General features: G+C 42.5%; 13 protein-coding genes and 1 riboswitch. Of the genes, 8 read left to right on the forward strand and 5 right to left on the reverse strand.

Annotation, left to right across the window (positions count from 1 at the left end; translation table 11 throughout):
* Positions 1–612 precede the first annotated feature (612 nt).
* From ltrA to ACZ5Q7_RS09010, 3 genes are all read left to right on the forward strand, one after another.
* Positions 613–2,067 (forward strand): group II intron reverse transcriptase/maturase, encoded by a 1,455-nt coding sequence (gene ltrA, locus ACZ5Q7_RS09000; RefSeq protein ID WP_464432767.1) that lies wholly within the window; start codon positions 613–615, stop codon positions 2,065–2,067.
* A gap of 562 nt (positions 2,068–2,629) precedes the next feature.
* A complete protein-coding gene (locus ACZ5Q7_RS09005) occupies positions 2,630–3,400 on the forward strand; it encodes a DNA-binding protein (RefSeq protein WP_425542356.1) in 771 nt (256 codons plus the stop codon).
* Positions 3,393–3,878, forward strand: a complete 486-nt coding sequence (locus tag ACZ5Q7_RS09010) for a hypothetical protein (protein ID WP_343751777.1) — start codon at positions 3,393–3,395, stop codon at positions 3,876–3,878. Before ACZ5Q7_RS09005 ends, ACZ5Q7_RS09010 begins: the two co-directional genes overlap by 8 nt.
* 226 nt (positions 3,879–4,104) lie before the next feature.
* On the opposite strand, the gene ACZ5Q7_RS09015 is transcribed toward ACZ5Q7_RS09010, so the two are convergent.
* Both ACZ5Q7_RS09015 and ACZ5Q7_RS09020 read right to left on the reverse strand, forming a co-directional pair.
* Positions 4,105–5,829, reverse strand: a complete 1,725-nt coding sequence (locus ACZ5Q7_RS09015; protein ID WP_343751778.1) for an EAL domain-containing protein — start codon at positions 5,827–5,829, stop codon at positions 4,105–4,107.
* A 271-nt stretch (positions 5,830–6,100) separates the two neighbouring features.
* Entirely contained in the window at positions 6,101–6,904 is an 804-nt protein-coding gene (locus tag ACZ5Q7_RS09020; RefSeq protein ID WP_343751779.1) for a LysM peptidoglycan-binding domain-containing protein, read from the reverse strand.
* Positions 6,905–7,157: 253 nt separating this feature from the next.
* On the opposite strand from ACZ5Q7_RS09020, the gene ACZ5Q7_RS09025 reads away from it, so the two are divergent.
* Positions 7,158–8,030, forward strand: coding sequence for a hypothetical protein (locus ACZ5Q7_RS09025; RefSeq protein WP_343751780.1), 873 nt, complete (start codon positions 7,158–7,160; stop codon positions 8,028–8,030).
* Between the two features lie 259 nt (positions 8,031–8,289).
* Here ACZ5Q7_RS09025 and ACZ5Q7_RS09030 read toward each other — a convergent pair whose 3' ends face one another.
* The gene (locus ACZ5Q7_RS09030) at positions 8,290–8,649 is read right to left on the reverse strand and encodes a Lin0512 family protein (RefSeq protein WP_343751781.1); all 360 of its coding nucleotides are present in this window, start codon (positions 8,647–8,649) and stop codon (positions 8,290–8,292) included.
* Positions 8,650–8,807: 158 nt separating this feature from the next.
* A riboswitch (PreQ1 riboswitch) is annotated at positions 8,808–8,852 on the forward strand.
* A 6-nt stretch (positions 8,853–8,858) separates the two neighbouring features.
* Here ACZ5Q7_RS09030 and ACZ5Q7_RS09035 point away from each other — a divergent pair.
* Together ACZ5Q7_RS09035 and asnB are read left to right on the forward strand one after the other, a co-directional pair.
* Positions 8,859–9,350, forward strand: coding sequence for a QueT transporter family protein (locus tag ACZ5Q7_RS09035; RefSeq protein WP_343751783.1), 492 nt, complete (start codon positions 8,859–8,861; stop codon positions 9,348–9,350).
* A 137-nt stretch (positions 9,351–9,487) separates the two neighbouring features.
* Positions 9,488–11,398, forward strand: coding sequence for an asparagine synthase (glutamine-hydrolyzing) (gene asnB / locus ACZ5Q7_RS09040; RefSeq protein WP_343751784.1), 1,911 nt, complete (start codon positions 9,488–9,490; stop codon positions 11,396–11,398).
* A gap of 129 nt (positions 11,399–11,527) precedes the next feature.
* Here asnB and ACZ5Q7_RS09045 read toward each other — a convergent pair whose 3' ends face one another.
* Positions 11,528–12,055 carry a gamma carbonic anhydrase gene (locus ACZ5Q7_RS09045; protein ID WP_343751785.1) on the reverse strand — a complete coding sequence of 176 codons (528 nt, stop codon included), beginning with the start codon at positions 12,053–12,055 and terminating at the stop codon, positions 11,528–11,530.
* A 144-nt stretch (positions 12,056–12,199) separates the two neighbouring features.
* Here ACZ5Q7_RS09045 and ACZ5Q7_RS09050 point away from each other — a divergent pair, with 144 nt between their 5' ends.
* Positions 12,200–13,324, forward strand: coding sequence for a tetraprenyl-beta-curcumene synthase family protein (locus tag ACZ5Q7_RS09050; protein WP_343751786.1), 1,125 nt, complete (start codon positions 12,200–12,202; stop codon positions 13,322–13,324).
* 52 nt (positions 13,325–13,376) lie between these two features.
* Here ACZ5Q7_RS09050 and mnmM read toward each other — a convergent pair whose 3' ends face one another.
* A complete protein-coding gene (mnmM, locus tag ACZ5Q7_RS09055; protein ID WP_343751788.1) occupies positions 13,377–13,946 on the reverse strand; it encodes a tRNA 5-(aminomethyl)-2-thiouridylate-methyltransferase MnmM in 570 nt (189 codons plus the stop codon).
* Positions 13,947–14,394: 448 nt separating this feature from the next.
* Between mnmM and leuS the strand changes: the two genes are divergently transcribed.
* Positions 14,395–16,809, forward strand: a complete 2,415-nt coding sequence (gene leuS / locus ACZ5Q7_RS09060) for a leucine--tRNA ligase (protein ID WP_343751789.1) — start codon at positions 14,395–14,397, stop codon at positions 16,807–16,809.
* The last annotated feature ends 21 nt before the right edge of the window (positions 16,810–16,830 follow it).

Here is a 16,830-nt window from a genome sequence, read left to right on the forward strand (position 1 = left end):
ATACCAGCGAATGAACACCATTTGCGTAGAAAATTGTTGGAAAGTGGTTGGGTGGGCAAAAAGGTGTGTACCAAGTACCAATTATATAAAATCTTTCCTCATGACACGTTTTCCCTACTACATACGATTATAATGATGAACCCCTCTATGTATACAATCGAAAAAAGGTGATAAGAGGTGTTACCCAGCTTGATTCGAGGGGGCTGGAAGCGGGAAAACATGGCAAACAGTGCCTGGCAGAGCGACCGGGCTTAGGTCGTAACATATAGTGGGTGGGATGCCCGCCGAGTAAGAGTTAGCCACTCGCTCGTAGCAAGTTTTGGATGATGGAAGGTAACTTCCATCATTAAGCGTAAACTGTTAGCTAGTGGGCCGTAAACGACGGTTGAAGGGATTGAGCCCCGAAATACTCAATGAAAGGGCAGATGGTTTTGCCAGTCCAGAATGCAACATCTTGATAAGTGAAATAGGCGAGCTTATTAAGACCTTTCCGGGGTCGGTGACCACGGCACGCTAGACATGGATATGTTACGGCAACCCGGGAGGTCCTATCGGGTCTTCCTGCGGAAGCAGGGAGTATGGCGTACAAGCGATACAAAGTGAGGAAACCAAATGTCTGATAGGAAGTCGGAGGGCTACATAGTACCGTTGAAGCCGGGTAATTCCGGTGGAGGAAAGGTAAGCCCCCTATCATTTCTTATTAGGGACACATTATCTACACACAGAGGTGGAATTATAATGGAAACAAAACTATCGAGAATAGCGGAATTAGCTAGATCTCACCCCAGGATGCAATTCACATCACTGGCGCATTTGTTGGATGAGGAGTCTTTAAAGCAATGCCACTATGAATTACCCGGCAATAAAGCTGCAGGTATTATGGGGGTTACAAAGGAAGACTACGGTGAAGAATTGAATGATAATGTCGAGAACCTCGTTCATAGAATGAAGAAGAAAAGCTATCGCCCCCAACCGGTCAGACGAACCTATATTGATAAAGCTGGTTCAAGGAAGAAACGCCCATTGGGGATACCGGAGCACGAGGATAAAATCGTGCAGCGGGGGTTGGCTAAAATTCTTAACACAATCTATGAAAATGATTTCCTCGACTGCTCCTTTGGCTTTAGACCCAAAAGAAATTGTCATGATGCCTTGAAGATTCTTAATGTCTACATTGAACAGAGGTACACGAACTACATTGTAGATGTAGATATTAAAGGATTCTTTGACAATGTGGATCATGATTGGATGCTGGCATTTCTGGAACATCGAATTAAAGATCCCAGTATACTGAGGCTCGTAGCCAGATTCTTAAAGGCCGGATACATGGAGGAAACCAAGCGATATAAGGAGGAGTTTGGCACACCACAGGGTGGTGTTGTCTCGCCTATTCTGGCAAATGTTTATCTCCATTATGTCCTGGACTTATGGTTTGAGCGTAAAGTACGTAAAGAATGTAAAGGACAAGCGTACCTCGTCCGCTATGCGGACGATTTTGTGTGCTGTTTTCAATATCAGCAGGACGCGTATAAGTTCTTTGAAGGCCTCAAACAGAGATTGGCGAAATTTAACCTTGAAGTTGCAGAGGACAAGACGAACATTATTCCCTTTGGCAGATTTGCGGAAAAGAACAGTAGGCGGAATGGAAATAGGAAACCCCCGACGTTTAATTTTCTGGGTTTCACGCATTACTGCAGCCAAAGTCAGAAAGGCAAGTTCAGAGTTAAACGGAAAACTGACAACAAGAAGATGAGAGCGAAGTTGCGTCAAACTAAGAAATGGCTAAAAGAAAACAGAACCGAAGGTGCCGAATTTATCATGGATAGAATTCGAAAGTCACTTATAGGATACTATAATTATTATTGTATTACAGACAATTCGCCAACGGTTGATTTGTTTCGTGACAATATAAGAACGTTACTCTTTAAATGGCTCAATCGAAGAAGCCAGAAGAAGTCTTTTACATGGGAGAAATTCGTTTTATTTCTAAAGAAATTTCCACTTCCAAGACCAACTGTGAAAGTGAATATATACCAACTTAGAGATCATATTAGTTACATTCTGTGAAGATGATAGGTGGAGCCGTGTGCGGGAAAACCGCTCGCATGGTTCTGAGAGGGGAGTGATACACAATCAGCCGTTAGGCTGAGAGGTTCACTCCTACTTGACCCGTTCACCTAGAGAATCGTACCTATGCTCTCAATGCAACGTTGTTCGTCTACCTTCCACGCTTCTCGCATATGGTTATACAAGAGTGCGGAAAGGGGAAAAGCAATAAAAGAATGAATTATTAGCAAATAGCGTTATTTAGATGAGCAACGGAGACAAGTGGATACCTTTGAAGAAGTATTGGGAAAAGTTGTACGTTCGAATACAACACTTGGGAATCGTTGAATTCGGTTTTCTAAGAGGAGAAAGATGGGAAAAACATAGAATAGAAAGAACAGATAGAATAAGAGCTGGAACGGTATTAGAAGAAAAAGAGAAGTAAAAGTTGAATGCGATTGTTGTGGAACATCGCGTATATTTTTTCTATGGCTGGATAGAATGATTAATGATTATGTATAAATCGTTAATTAATTAAAATTGACTTTTTATTAACAATAAAGCTATAATGGAGGTGAGAGAGGTGAAAATGATGACTGCGACGATATTTGAAGAAACAGAAAAAGACATTGAAAATGCTTATAAGTTAAAAAGTAAATCAAAGATTGAAAAAGAGACAAGTTATATTTTGAGCCAAATTATCGTCATCATGATAGGGACTTTTAAGGATCGCCTAAAGGAAATTACCTTTGATACGACCTACCTTCATTTCAATGAGCAATACATTTTATCGGATAAAAACCGTCTAGCGTTATTAGAATGGTTAAAACGTCTGATGTTACTTAGCATGCCAACCAGTGATTTGGAATTTGGAAAACTTAAGCTGGATTTAGAGGAATGGTATTATCAAATTAGTGGTAAAGATATTATTTTCGAATATCGGGAGGACTATTTGATCAAACCAAAACAAGCAGCAAGTCTTCTAGGCGTATCTAACGTCACCCTGAACAAATATATGAAGCAGGGGTTTGAACATATTGATACGTCTTCTCATAATAAGATTCCAAAACATGCGGTAGATCTTTGGAAGGACCCAGTGTATTGTATTAAGATGCAATACCTCTATCAAGAGAAGAAGCGATTACGTCAAACACCTGAAGAACGGTTAAGTGAAGTTTATGAAGAATTGATGCAATACAAAAAGAAATACAAGACGCCTTATATTGAAAAATCCTTTGAAGGAATAGACATTGATATGATGGATGACCCCTCTGATTATTATGAATGGCGGGATCTCCTTGAAGAGGAAGAGCAGCTAACCAATCAAATTATAGGAGAGAAGGATATTGAGTAGTGAGACGGAAAAAATCCTTCTCCCTGCGAACATACCAGAGATATTAGGGAAATATGGTGACTTGTTCTGCAATTATATTGAATTGTCACCAAAGGATTCGATATACGGTAATTATAAGCGGACCAATAATAAGTTATCAGTGCTGTTTCCACTGATAGAGCACCCTGTACACGGGAAGACAGGGTTACATGCAACCGAAAAATATGAAGATGGCTTTGTTATAGAGTACCATTACCAATGGAAAGTTATCATTCCAAAAATGGGAAAACTGTATAATCATATTTCGGCTTGGGAAAATGAGCTACACGATGCATCATGGACCCCGGGGAAATACAAAATTAAGTCAGAACCTCATCATCATCATCATGTACCCGGTAACAGGGGCCAACGAAAGGAAAATTGGGACATCTTAACCTTAGATGATGCCTTCTCTTTCGTTGATCATTACATACGAAGCGGTGAAGAGTATAAGCCATAAAGGGCTCCTTTACAGAGAAGTTCTACACAAATAAGTTCAAGCATCATAAAATCTCCTCCATTTTCAAAATGAACAGTGCCTGACACTGTTCGCATTAAGATCGGCTGTGGTCTTTTCATACGATGGCGGTAAGGTAAACTAGAAATTTTTATACCAACAACTAACATGAGCGTAAGCGCATCAGGTATGGTTTGATGCAATCCATACCTGATGCGCTTTTTAACTATTAATGTTTGCTGGCAGGTGCGCCATATTGTTCTTGTCCATTGTTGTTGTATAAATAAGGAATAGCTGTTGCATTAACCGGTTTACTCCAATAGAATCCCTGACCTTCATGGCAGTTTTGATTTTGGAGGTAGGCCAATTGGTCATAACTTTCAATGCCTTCAGCCAAAACCGTGAAATTAAGATTCTGTCCCATATTAATGATGGTATTGACGATGACGTCGTCGTCAAAGTCCAAATCATGAATGAAAGATTTATCAATTTTAAGGGTATTGATAGGCAACTGCTTGAGATAATTGAGTGACGAATACCCTGTTCCAAAGTCATCAATGGAGATGTTGACACCCAATGCCTGCAGATCGTTAATGACTGCTGCTGATTCGCTGACATTGAGAATGGTTCCTTCTGTCAACTCTAAATCCAAATAGGCTGGATCAATCTTTGTTTCCGTTAAAATAGCTTTTAAATCATTGACGAAGTCTCGATTTCTTAATTGGACGGGCGATACATTAACGGAAACTCTCTGTAAAAAAATACCTTCATTCTGCCATTCCTTTAATTGCTGACAGACGGACTTAAGAATCCATTTGCCGACAGGGATAATTAGCCCTAATTCTTCCAAAAGTGGAATGAATTCTGCGGGTGACACAGCACCTAAATACGGACTATACCAGCGCAGCAGCGATTCCAAACCAACAACCTCTTCGCTTTCTAATCCGATAAAAGGCTGATAGACAATGGTGAACTGATCATTCTCAAGAGCAAATCTTAGTTCATGTTCCATATGCTGATAGCGTTCCATATCATGGTTTTGACTTTGTGTGTTAAAGCAATACGTGTTGCCACCTTGCTTTTTGGCATGGTACATGGCTGTATCGGCGTTCCGGATAAATGTTTCAATGGCTTTTGACCGATGATCATGCCCTGGCAGGAGTTGATTAGTGCTAATACCTATACTGGTTGTCACCCTGATTGACTGGTAATCAATATAAATCGGCTTCTCAAATTGGTCGATAATCTTACTGGCAAATGTCTCAATATCTTCACGCTTATAGACGTTATCCAGTAAGATGATAAACTCATCACCGCCTTCTCTCACGATGAAATCCGAATCACGCAGACAACTCCGGAGTCTGTCAGCAATTTTTTGTAAGATGATATCTCCTGCATAATGGCCATAATTATCATTAAGTGATTTAAACCGATCAATATCCAGGAAGAAAACCGTTATCTTATGGTTTTCTTCAAGGTTGTTTCCCCATTCGTTAAGCAAATGACGATTGGGCAATGATGTTAGCTGATCATAATACGCCAGCTGCTTGATGGTTTCTTCATATTGTTTCCTTTGCGTAATATCATGACGTATGGAAATGTATTGATACGGTTTTCCATTGTCGTTTAGGAATGGCATGATGGTTGTTTCAACCCAATAATAAGTTCCATCCTTGGCTTTATTTTTGATTTCACCCTTCCAAACCTTACCGGATCCTATCGTTTTCCACAGATTATGAAAAAATGCACGACTGTGATATCCGGAATTAATGATATTTTGATAGCTCCCAATCAGTTCTTCATTCGTGTACTTGGACAACTCAGTGAATTTCTCATTAGCTGATTGAATGACACCGCGATGATCAGTAACAGCAACAATTGACGACTCATTGAGGGCTGTTTCAATATCATGACGGTTTTTAAGTTCTTTGTTTAATTCAGACTCGTAATTCATAGGACCTCCTCATGATTACGGCATTATTATATACCGGGAGAACTATGTCTTTCATACTATTAAAACATAATTAATGTCAAAATGGTGGTTTTGGTGCATGATGTCAAATAATTATCATGGTTTTAAGTTTAGGAGTGGTAGAATTAATTAATAAACACGATAATCCTATAAGAAAGGTGAAAAGTGTTATCTAGCTTGATTCGGGGATTGGAAGCCGGTTGTTCGTAGTTTTGAATTGCTATTTGCGGATGTCTGACTCCCTATTCCCACCTTAAATAATAAAATGAATTTTCACCTGGACCAAATCCTGTATTTCGTCATCTCTTGGACTCCTCGTATATACCCAAACGTCCCCAATATCAGAGGTGGGCTGCCTGTCAAATGGCAAAGAGCTTTGGAAAAATCCGTAAGCTGGTGCACCCTGGCTTGCAGTGGCAGCCCTTTTATTGGATACAATCACGCCATTGCTATCACGAATCTGATGGAGGACATTTCCCTCAAAACTGCGAACCCATCCCGCAACAGGGAAACCATCTTGGATAACCGTTCCAGGTATCGGGTAAGTGACGGTGATATTTGCTGTGGAAGGAAGCGGAATAATTAGTGAATATCCCGGCCAAATGAGATCAGGTGAAAAGCCCGGGCGGCCAAGATTAGCTCTGATTATTTCTGAACGGTGAATGCCAAATCGTTGTTGAATTTGAAAGAGAGTATCCCCTTTCTCTACATTATAAATAAAGGCTGGGACATCAAGCTGCTGGCTGGAGATGATAACATCTGGGTTATTGATAGCAGGGTTCATTGCAGTCATTAATCCATAGGTAGTCGAAAAACGTATGGTAATATCAGTTAGTGTATCTCCGGGTGCTACCATGTAATACGTGTCGATATTGCCGGCAGTGGAGACAACTAATCGTTGACCGGGGAAGATTAATTCAGGAGCGGTGACTGGCGGATATAAATGATTTGCCTCAGCAATTGCTTGTGGGGAACTCGAAAAACGATTAGCTATTTCGTAAAGGGTATCGCCCGCTTGAACGGTGTAAATATAGTGCGTACCGACTGCAATACTCAATTGAATCAACTCCAATAGTGCAAAAGTCGTTATATGTTATGTTTTATAGCAGGCGGGTGTGTAGATTCTGTCAAAAGAAGCCTAGAAATAACTAGGATCAGCGAGCATTGCTCATACTTGCTCGCTCTATGGAACAACCTTTGTTAAGTGCTTTCCGAAAAAACTCTAACAATTGTAATTCACGAATCTGATTCATACAAATATAATACGGGAATGGTGTTATAAGTACGCTCATTAGGAGGGAAGAGAGCTTATGAAATGGGTTATCACAATTGCAATGACAGGAATTCTTGTACTTGGTTTAAGTGGCTGTGGAACACCGGAGAATGATCAGGGAAAGTCTGAGAACACGTCTGGCAATCAGGAACAGCAAACGGAAATGGACGGCCATAGCAACGATGGTTCTGACAAGGGTCAAAACAATCATGAGGCAGATGAGGGACAAACGAAAAACGGACAAAATCAGCCGGATAATAAAGCGGCTGAAAAACCGCCAGTTGAAACATTGAGTCATACCTTTCAACAATTATTGATTCAGGAAACGAACAAGAACGGCCGGGTCCAAACGTTCGATTCAAAATCAGAATTAATCAAGAAGCTAACAGACGTTACAACGAAAGAACTAGCCCAAATGTATGTCAACGAATACTACCATGAAAAAGACGGCAAATTGTATTTGGAGGCGCAAGATGCTCCCGTATGGATTAATACGAATCAGCCGTATCAGACAAAGAAGCTAAGTGATCAAACATATCAAGTTATTCAAGAAGCGGAAAGCGAACTTTACGGGGCTTACACTTTAACCGTAACATTCCAGCTTCAGGATGGACAATGGAAGATCAACAAACGAAATAGGACAAGGAAAGACGTGAATGACCAAGGGAATAATCATGCGAACAACGAACAGGAATTAACAAGAAAAGAGGCGCAAAAGTTGGTTCGTGATCATGCGGGGCTTACAAATAAACCAAATGTAAAAGTGGAATACGATCATATGGAAAATGATCGATACGTCATTCATGTCTATGATGTCGTGGACCATGAACAAGATAGTGCTTCTCATACAGCGACTCGAAACTGGTATTATGTAGAACCAAAAACAGGCGGGATCCAATCAATGTTCTGATAAAGTGAAACGTTATTCAATTGGGCCCTTCTGCCCGCTGAATGGCAGTTTAACGAAGGATAAATGCTGGTAGTAAGGTTAGTCTCAGCATAGGACTCACCAATTACTTCCTATTGTGTCATAACAGCGTTTTATATCCTCCCCGCCGACGTTATCAAAATACACATCATCCCCATTAGGGCAGGCACGCTTCAAGTTACGTTTGATATCGTTTGTTGTCTGGTAATTGATGCCATCATGGGGAGTTATGTGTTCGTTGTTAGTAACCTACTTCCACCACCGCGTTGACAATATACATAAGGTCGTTTGTGTCTTGTTGGTCCTCCAAATAAATGCCACTCGTCGTGGCCATACCTCCGTTCATTACTTCCACAGTGACTGTCCCATATGGAATAAGTGCCTTGATATTCTCTTCGTTCAACTGATCATGATCTTCCGGAATAGCCAGCTTCACATATACGTGCATATTATTCAAGCTATTGTCCGGCAACATGGTTCGCACGCCGGGCATGGAATTATAGTGGATAGCGTTGGTCACAGCCCGTTCCGACGCCACGTTGACATCCTGACCGTGCACGTCAATACCCATTCCCGTTTCAATGAATAGAATGTTTTCCATAACATTTTCCTCCTTCTAGTAAATGTCTAATTTCCTCCAATTTCATTGTATCCTTTCTCGATCGTTGTTCAAACTGATATGGATTAATATTGGTGTAGTAATCGTCTTGCACATTCCTTTTTTTCGGGTATAATAGAATCGTTTGGAACGAGTATCTCCAAACCGTGGTTCGAAACCATCCCACGATAAAAAACTAAGGAGTGATATAATTGAATATCAAAACGTTAACCGCCAATGCACTGGTGGCAGCTACTTATGTCGTTGTGTCATTGGCCATCGCACCGATTGCCTTCTCGAACATTCAGTTTCGCATCCCTGAAGTGTTCAACCACCTCGTTGTCTTCAATAAAAAATATTTTTTCGGCATCGTATTGGGTGTCCTCTTGACGAATTTATTTTCGCCGACTGGTGTGTACGATTTAACATTTGGCGTTGCTCACTCGGCGCTATCGCTAGGAATCATCATACTTTTGGCTAAATTTATTAAACATAAGTTGACATTGCTCGTCATCAACACGATCGTATTTACATTCAATATGTTTATCATTGCGTTTGAACTCTATCTTGCAGCTGGTTTGCCATTTCTGTTGACATGGCTGTTGACTGCTATGGGGGAATTCGGAATTATGGCTATCGGGATCCCAATAATGTATGCTCTAAATAGAAAATTGAATTTTAATGATATGATGGAAAAACGTTAATTCAGTATCAACAATCTTCACCATTGTCGTTGGTGTGCGTCTGTCGTGCAACACGATAGTCAAGCGTTTTTTGTCGTTATAGGTCGTTGGTTTTTGATATAATAAACAAGCAACATGATAGAAAGTGAGGCAAGAAAATGTGTGGTTTTATTGGTTTGATACGCAATGACCCTGCGGTACCCAATGAGGAAGAGAAAAAATCGTTTAAACAGCAGAATAACGTAATGACACATAGAGGCCCTGACGATGAAGGGTATTATCATGATGCTTACGTTTCGTTTGGGTTCCGGCGATTAAGCATTATCGATCCTGACAGCGGTCAGCAGCCTTTAAGCTATGATGATGATACCATCTTAATCGTCTTCAATGGTGAAATCTATAATTATGTTGAACTTCGTCGTGATTTGACTGCAGAAGGTTATACGTTTACTACGGAGTCGGACACAGAAGTTATTGCAGCTTTGTTCAAAAAATATAAAGAAAAGGCATTTGCCCATTTGCGCGGCATGTTTTCCATTCTTATTTGGGACAAAGAACAGGAAACACTGTACGGCGCACGTGATCCATTTGGCATTAAACCGTTATTTTATCGGGAAACGGACGAGGAAATGGTTTTCGCTTCTGAGAAGAAAAGCATTCTCTCCATGTATGAACATGACGATGTCAACCTGGAGGCATTGCAGCATTATTTGAGTTTCCAATTTGTACCGGAGCCAATGACCATGACAACGAGCATTCAAAAAATGGAACCCGGACATTACTTTATAAAACGGCCGTCTGAAAAGATGACGCAGCATCGCTATTGGCAGGCGTCATTCTCCCCGGTATTGATGGACAAGCAGGATTGGATAAAACGTATCCGGGATGTCATGTCTGATTCGGTTAAGATGCATATGCGCAGCGATGTTCCGGTCGGATCGTTTCTATCCGGCGGTATTGATTCAACGATTATTGCCGCCATAGCAAAAGAAATAAATCCGGACATCAAGACATTTTCCGTTGGCTTTGAACGCGAAGGCTATTCCGAAGTTGATGTTGCTAAAGAAACAGCAGACAAACTCGGAGTGGAAAACATAGCTTATCGAATCACCCCGGAGGAATATGTGGCCAATCTCCCGAAAATCATGTGGCATATGGATGACCCGCTTGCTGATCCAGCTTGTGTGCCGCTATACTTTGTGGCACGCGAGGCACGGAAGCATGTCGCCGTCGTTTTGTCCGGTGAGGGCGCTGATGAACTGTTCGGCGGTTACAATATTTATCGTGAACCCGAATCATTGAAACTGTTTGACTCTATCCCGGCTCCCGCTAAACACCTGCTGCGCCGAGTCGCTGATGTCATGCCGGAAGGGGTACGCGGCAAAAGCTTCCTCCAGCGGGGAACCACCCCATTGCGGGATCGCTACATCGGCAATGCTAAAATGTTTGAAGATGATGAAAAGCAAACGTTCCTGAAGTCATTCCGGGATGACTTATCCTATCGGAAAATAACGGAGCCATTATATGATCAGATGAGCGATGGTCCGCTCATTAATCAAATGCAGTATATTGACATTCATACGTGGATGCGCGGGGATATTTTGTTAAAAGCGGATCGGACGACGATGGCTCATTCTCTGGAGCTTCGTGTACCTTTTTTGGATAAAGAGGTATTCCGAGTGGCAAGTCAACTGCCACCTCAATTAAAAACAGCCAATGGCACGACGAAAAGCATATTGCGTGAAGCGTCACGCGGTATAATACCAGATCATGTGCTCGATCGGAAAAAGCTTGGGTTTCCTGTTCCTATCCGCCATTGGTTAAAGAATGAATTGTATGATTGGGCAAAACAGTTGATTCATGACAGTTCCACAGATCATTTGCTGCATAAATCATACATCCTTGAACTGCTTGACGCTCATTGTCAAGACAAGGGGGATTACAGCCGCAAAATTTGGACAGTTCTCATGTTTATGTTATGGCATCAGATTTTTGTGGAGAATAAATATGATTTGAACGCATTGTCCCTGAGTGAACAAGATGTTGGAACTGTCGAAAAGACCGGATGAAATAATGTATATTAAAAACAGGCGGTTACGTTCGCTAACGATCGTAGCCGCCTGATTTATGTTCAATGAACTATTGATGAAAGATAAAAAACCGATAATTGACGTTTTACGTTATAAGAAGCTGTATGGTTAAAACGATTGGCCGGTATTGGTGTGATGTTTATAATACCGCCCTTTGTCAACATAGGATTTTCCAACGCGCGCCATTTCGTCATAGTCTTCTTTGGTCAATGCGCGAACAACCTTGGCTGGTCGTCCTAATGCAAGCGAATAGGGAGGTATGGTTTTGCCAGGTGGAACGAGACTTCCCGCACCGATAAAGGCATATTCTCCGATTTCGGCATCGTCCAGAATAAGGGACCCCATGCCAATCAGGGCATTGTTCCTGACTGTGCATGCATGCAGTGTGACTTGGTGGCCGATCGTTACATCATCCTCAATCGTTATCGGCAAGTCAGGGCTTTGATGGAGCAGCGACAGATCCTGGATATTAACTCTGGAACCGATTCTTGTCGGTGCCACATCGCCACGGATAACGGTTTTGAACCAGACACTGGAATCTTCCTGAATAGTAACGTCTCCGATTACGTCGGCATCGTGTGCAATGAAAACAGATGGATGAATCGTGGGTTCGGTTTGCTTAAAGTGGTCTATCATTTGAATCCGCCTCCAAAATATGGTGATATTAGTAGTATAGTGTTTGTGAAAGAAGGAGACAAACCGGATGTTTTAACAAATGCCAAAGTCCCTTGTCACTGAAGAAGGGGCTGAACTGTTGTCGAAGCTATTGGAGGGAATGGGTTGGGTTACAGCGTACCGAGAACACCTATGACATTAATGACTGCGGTGTATAGATACATCTTCCCAGCAGTCCGTCACGAATTAACACATTGGCAAACGCGTGCGGAACAAATACCGGATAATGAATTGCGGGATCAGGCCCTGGCAAGCATGGGTTCAAAGCGGTTTCATTGTATGGGTGGAGCTGTTTATGCTTTACTTGCCGGCTATCGATGGCATGAGGCGGTGCGTTTCATCGTTGCCTATCAGACGATAAGTGATTATTTGGATAATCTGTGTGATCGGAGCACGTCGATGGATCCGGACGATTTCCGGCAACTGCATCAAGCCATGACCGATGCATTGACTCAAGATAATCCCATTAAAAATTACTATGCATTTCATGATGAGCAGGATGATGGCGAATACTTGGCCGATTTAGTCCGGGAGTGTCAAAAAACGATGCGGAACATGGCCAACTACGGTATTATCCAGGAACACTTATCCGAATTGGAACATCTATACAGTGATTTGCAAGTCCATAAACATGTCAGGATGGATGAGCGAATCAGCCGGTTAACGGCCTGGTTCCATAACCACGAAGGCCCATCCTATTCGTTATACTGGCATGAGTTTGCGGCTGCTGCCGGTTCAACCCTGGGTGTATTCTGTCTCGTTTCCTATACCATGTGCGGCCGAATGAACGAAAACATGGCCACACGTATCATGGAAAGTTATTTCCCTTATATGCAAGGGTTGCATATTCTCTTAGATTATTATATTGACCAAAAGGAAGATACGCTTGAAGGTGATTTGAATTTCTGCCGTTATTATGAAAGCGTTGATCAGATGAAAGAACGATTCTGCTATTTTATCAGGCAGGCAGATCGTTATGTTCAACAGCTGATGGATAGACCCTTCCATAAAATGGTATATCAAGGCCTTATTGGGCTATATCTGGGCGACCCGAAAGTGAACAACCTAAACAACGGTAGGGATATGAAAACACTATTGTTTCGCGAAAGTGGCCATTCTTCATCCTTTTTTCACTGGAATGCGAAAGCTTATCATTGGTTCTGTAAAACAAAGGCCCGTTTTCCGGTAGGCCAAAAGGCAGCGAACCGGAAAAGCAGCAGGGAAAATTAATCGTTTATTCCGCATATAACGAACAGCAATCGTTTGTTATGGGCGTTTTCCTTTAATGTCTTTTTTGAATGGCCAGTATGAAGGGAGGCTCGTTTTTCTGATTGATAAAACCATAATATAAAACATGGTAGTATGTTTGATCGAGCAGACTTACATAATGCAGAAGGTGCTCTTTTTCCTGGTCCCCGCCTTTATGACCGTGATAAATAACAAGTACGATGAGTCCGTTTTGCTTTAAGTGGGACAGAATACCTTCCATCGCCAGAATCGTTGTTTCACTATTCGTAATAACGGTTTTGTCACTTCCGGGAAGATAACCAAGATTAAAAATAGCTCCGCCGAGACGGGTGAGACGGTCAACCGGAATGTGGTGGATAAAGTTGCTATGACTGTCGTGAATAATGGTTGCGTTAGTCAATTGTTCCCGAGCAAGGCGATCCCTGGTATGAATGATGGCCTGCTCCTGAATGTCGAAACCGTAAACATGTCCGTTAGTGCCGACAGTCTTGCTAAGAAAAACGGTGTCGTTGCCATTGCCGCATGTGGCATCGATAACGGTATCTCCCCCGGTAATCGATTCACTCAGCAAATGATGTGCATACTTGAGAATTCCCTTTATCATGAATGTTTGTACTCCTTTATGTAACGTGCTATGATTAGTTTAGCATGAAATAGAAACAATGGAAACGTTACACACTCGATAACATTTGACAAAGATTGGTGCATTAGCTAGAATGCGTTATACATAGCTGACCGTTGAAGAAAAGGAGCCGTAATGAATCGTTCCGGGTAAAGCAAGGCAGTAGCTAGTGTTATCTGTCCCCTGGGGGTTTGTGAACGCACCTTTAAGCTGCACGGACGAATCATCCATCAGTCGTCTTGTGCCGTCCATCTGCGTTAAGGAATAAGTGAACGCCAGTGCTGCGTTAATTTGGGTGGTACCGCGGGAGAAGCTTCTCGTCCCTTACAAGAGGGATGAGTGGCTTTTTTATTAAAAAATGACTGATGCAGACAAGCCCGTATGGAAATGCTGCTTGCCGTCCGTAAAAAAGAATAAGGGAGGACACGTGATGAGCTTCAATCATCAAGAAATCGAAAAGAAATGGCAGAATTATTGGGCTGAACATAAAACATTTAAAGCCGATACATTTTCGAATAAGGAAAAAGTGTATGCACTGGATATGTTCCCTTATCCATCGGGGGCCGGATTGCATGTTGGACATCCGGAAGGCTATACCGCAACGGATATTTACTCCCGGATGAAACGGATGCAGGGCTATGAAGTGCTTCATCCAATGGGCTGGGATGCGTTTGGCTTGCCGGCGGAACAGCATGCGATTGATACAGGCAACAGTCCGGCAGCATTCACAAACGAAAATATTGCGACGTTCAAACGGCAAATTAAAGAACTCGGCTTTTCCTACGACTGGGATCGTGAAATCAATACGACCGATCCGAATTATTATAAATGGACACAATGGATCTTCCTTAAATTGTATGAACATGGATTGGCTTATATGGATGAAATTCCAGTCAATTGGTGCCCGGCGCTTGGTACCGTCCTTGCCAATGAAGAAGTGATCGACGGTAAGAGTGAACGTGGCGGTCATCCAGTTGTGCGCAAACCGATGAAACAATGGATGCTGCGGATCACCTCCTATGCAGACCGTCTTCTGGATGATCTCGACGATGTTGACTGGCCGGATAGCATTAAAGAGATGCAACGAAACTGGATTGGCCGATCCGAGGGTGCTGAGGTGACATTTTCTATCGATGGTCAAACAGATGCATTCACGGCCTTTACAACCAGACCGGATACATTGTTTGGCGCAACGTATGCTGTCTTTGCACCGGAGCATCCGCTTGTAGAGAAAATCGTGACACCTCAGCAACAAGCAAAAGTGGATGCGTATCTAAAGGAGATAGAAACGAAGTCAGAACTGGAGCGAACCGACCTGGCTAAAGAAAAAACCGGTGTCTTTACAGGTGCTTACGCCATTAATCCGGTTAATAACGAAAAAATGCCAATCTGGATTGCCGATTATGTATTGATGGGTTATGGAAGTGGTGCCATTATGGCGGTTCCTGGCCATGACGAGCGCGACTACGCATTTGCTCAGCAATTTGAATTGCCGATTAAAGAAGTGGTTGCCGGTGGAGATCTTTCTGAAGATGCTTATACCGAAGACGGGGAACACGTTAATTCCGATTTCCTTAACGGTCTGTATACCGATGATGCCATTGCTAAAATGATTGAATGGTTGGAAACGAATGACATCGGAACACGAAAAGTGACCTATCGACTTAGAGATTGGCTGTTTTCCAGACAGCGTTATTGGGGAGAGCCGATTCCCATCATTCACTGGGAAGATGGCTCTATGAGTGCTGTCCCAGAGAATGAATTGCCGCTTGAATTGCCGGAAATGGATGAAATAAAGCCATCCGGAACCGGGGAGTCGCCACTGGCAACGAGTCCTTGGGTCCAAGTTCAGGATCCCGAAACAGGTATGAAAGGCCGGCGTGAAACGAACACTATGCCGCAATGGGCCGGAAGTTGCTGGTATTTCTTGCGGTTTATCGATCCAAATAACCCGGACGGATTAGCGGATCCTGACGCTTTAAAAGAATGGCTCCCGGTTGATATTTATATCGGTGGTGCTGAACACGCCGTGCTTCACCTTTTGTATGCGCGATTCTGGCATAAGTTTTTGTATGACATTGGTGTCGTACCGACGAAAGAGCCATTCATGAAGCTCTTCAATCAAGGAATGATCCTTGGTGAAGGCAACGAAAAAATGAGTAAATCCAAAGGTAATGTCATTAACCCGGATGATATCATTTCAACACATGGTGCCGATACATTACGGCTGTATGAAATGTTCATGGGTCCTTTGGAGGCAGCCGTTGCCTGGTCGACAAATGGTTTGGACGGAGCGCGCCGCTTTTTGGATCGCGTATGGCGCCTATTTGTGAATGAGCAGGGCGGGTTGTCTGAAAAGATTGCTGACACGGACGATGCTTCCCCGCTGGACAAGGTGTATCATGAAACCGTTAAAAAGGTAACCGAGGATTTTGAAAATCTACATTTCAATACCGGCATTTCACAGCTGATGGTGTTTATCAACGAAGGGTACAAAGCCGAAACGATTCCGAAAAAGTATGTGGAAGGATTTGTTAAATTGCTTTCCCCGGTTGCTCCCCATTTGTCTGAAGAAATGTGGGAGGTTCTGGGGTATCCGGAAACCATCAGTTATGCGGAATGGCCCGGGTACGACGAAAACAAACTTGTCGAGGATGAAGTGGAAGTTGTTCTGCAGGTGATGGGCAAAGTACGAGCCAAAATGACCGCACCAAAAGATATATCGAAAGAAGAACTGGAAAAACAAGCGCTTCAGCATGAAAAAATTCAGGAGTTTCTGGAAGGAAAAACGGTGCGCAAAGTAATTGTCGTGCCAGGGAAGCTTGTTAATATCGTGGCCAATTAACGTGATTTCGTTTATCAAAAG

It is taken from the genome of Lentibacillus halophilus (genome assembly GCF_055395055.1).

Coding starts and splice junctions, on each gene's coding strand:
- mnmM (WP_343751788.1), bottom strand. CDS start 13,946: ATGATAAAGGGAATTCTCAAGTATGCACATCATTTGCTGAGTGAATCG.
- ACZ5Q7_RS09030 (WP_343751781.1), bottom strand. CDS start 8,649: ATGGAAAACATTCTATTCATTGAAACGGGAATGGGTATTGACGTGCAC.
- ACZ5Q7_RS09015 (WP_343751778.1), bottom strand. CDS start 5,829: ATGAATTACGAGTCTGAATTAAACAAAGAACTTAAAAACCGTCATGAT.
- leuS (WP_343751789.1), top strand. CDS start 14,395: ATGAGCTTCAATCATCAAGAAATCGAAAAGAAATGGCAGAATTATTGG.
- ACZ5Q7_RS09025 (WP_343751780.1), top strand. CDS start 7,158: ATGAAATGGGTTATCACAATTGCAATGACAGGAATTCTTGTACTTGGT.
- ACZ5Q7_RS09045 (WP_343751785.1), bottom strand. CDS start 12,055: ATGATAGACCACTTTAAGCAAACCGAACCCACGATTCATCCATCTGTT.
- ltrA (WP_464432767.1), top strand. CDS start 613: ATGTCTGATAGGAAGTCGGAGGGCTACATAGTACCGTTGAAGCCGGGT.
- asnB (WP_343751784.1), top strand. CDS start 9,488: ATGTGTGGTTTTATTGGTTTGATACGCAATGACCCTGCGGTACCCAAT.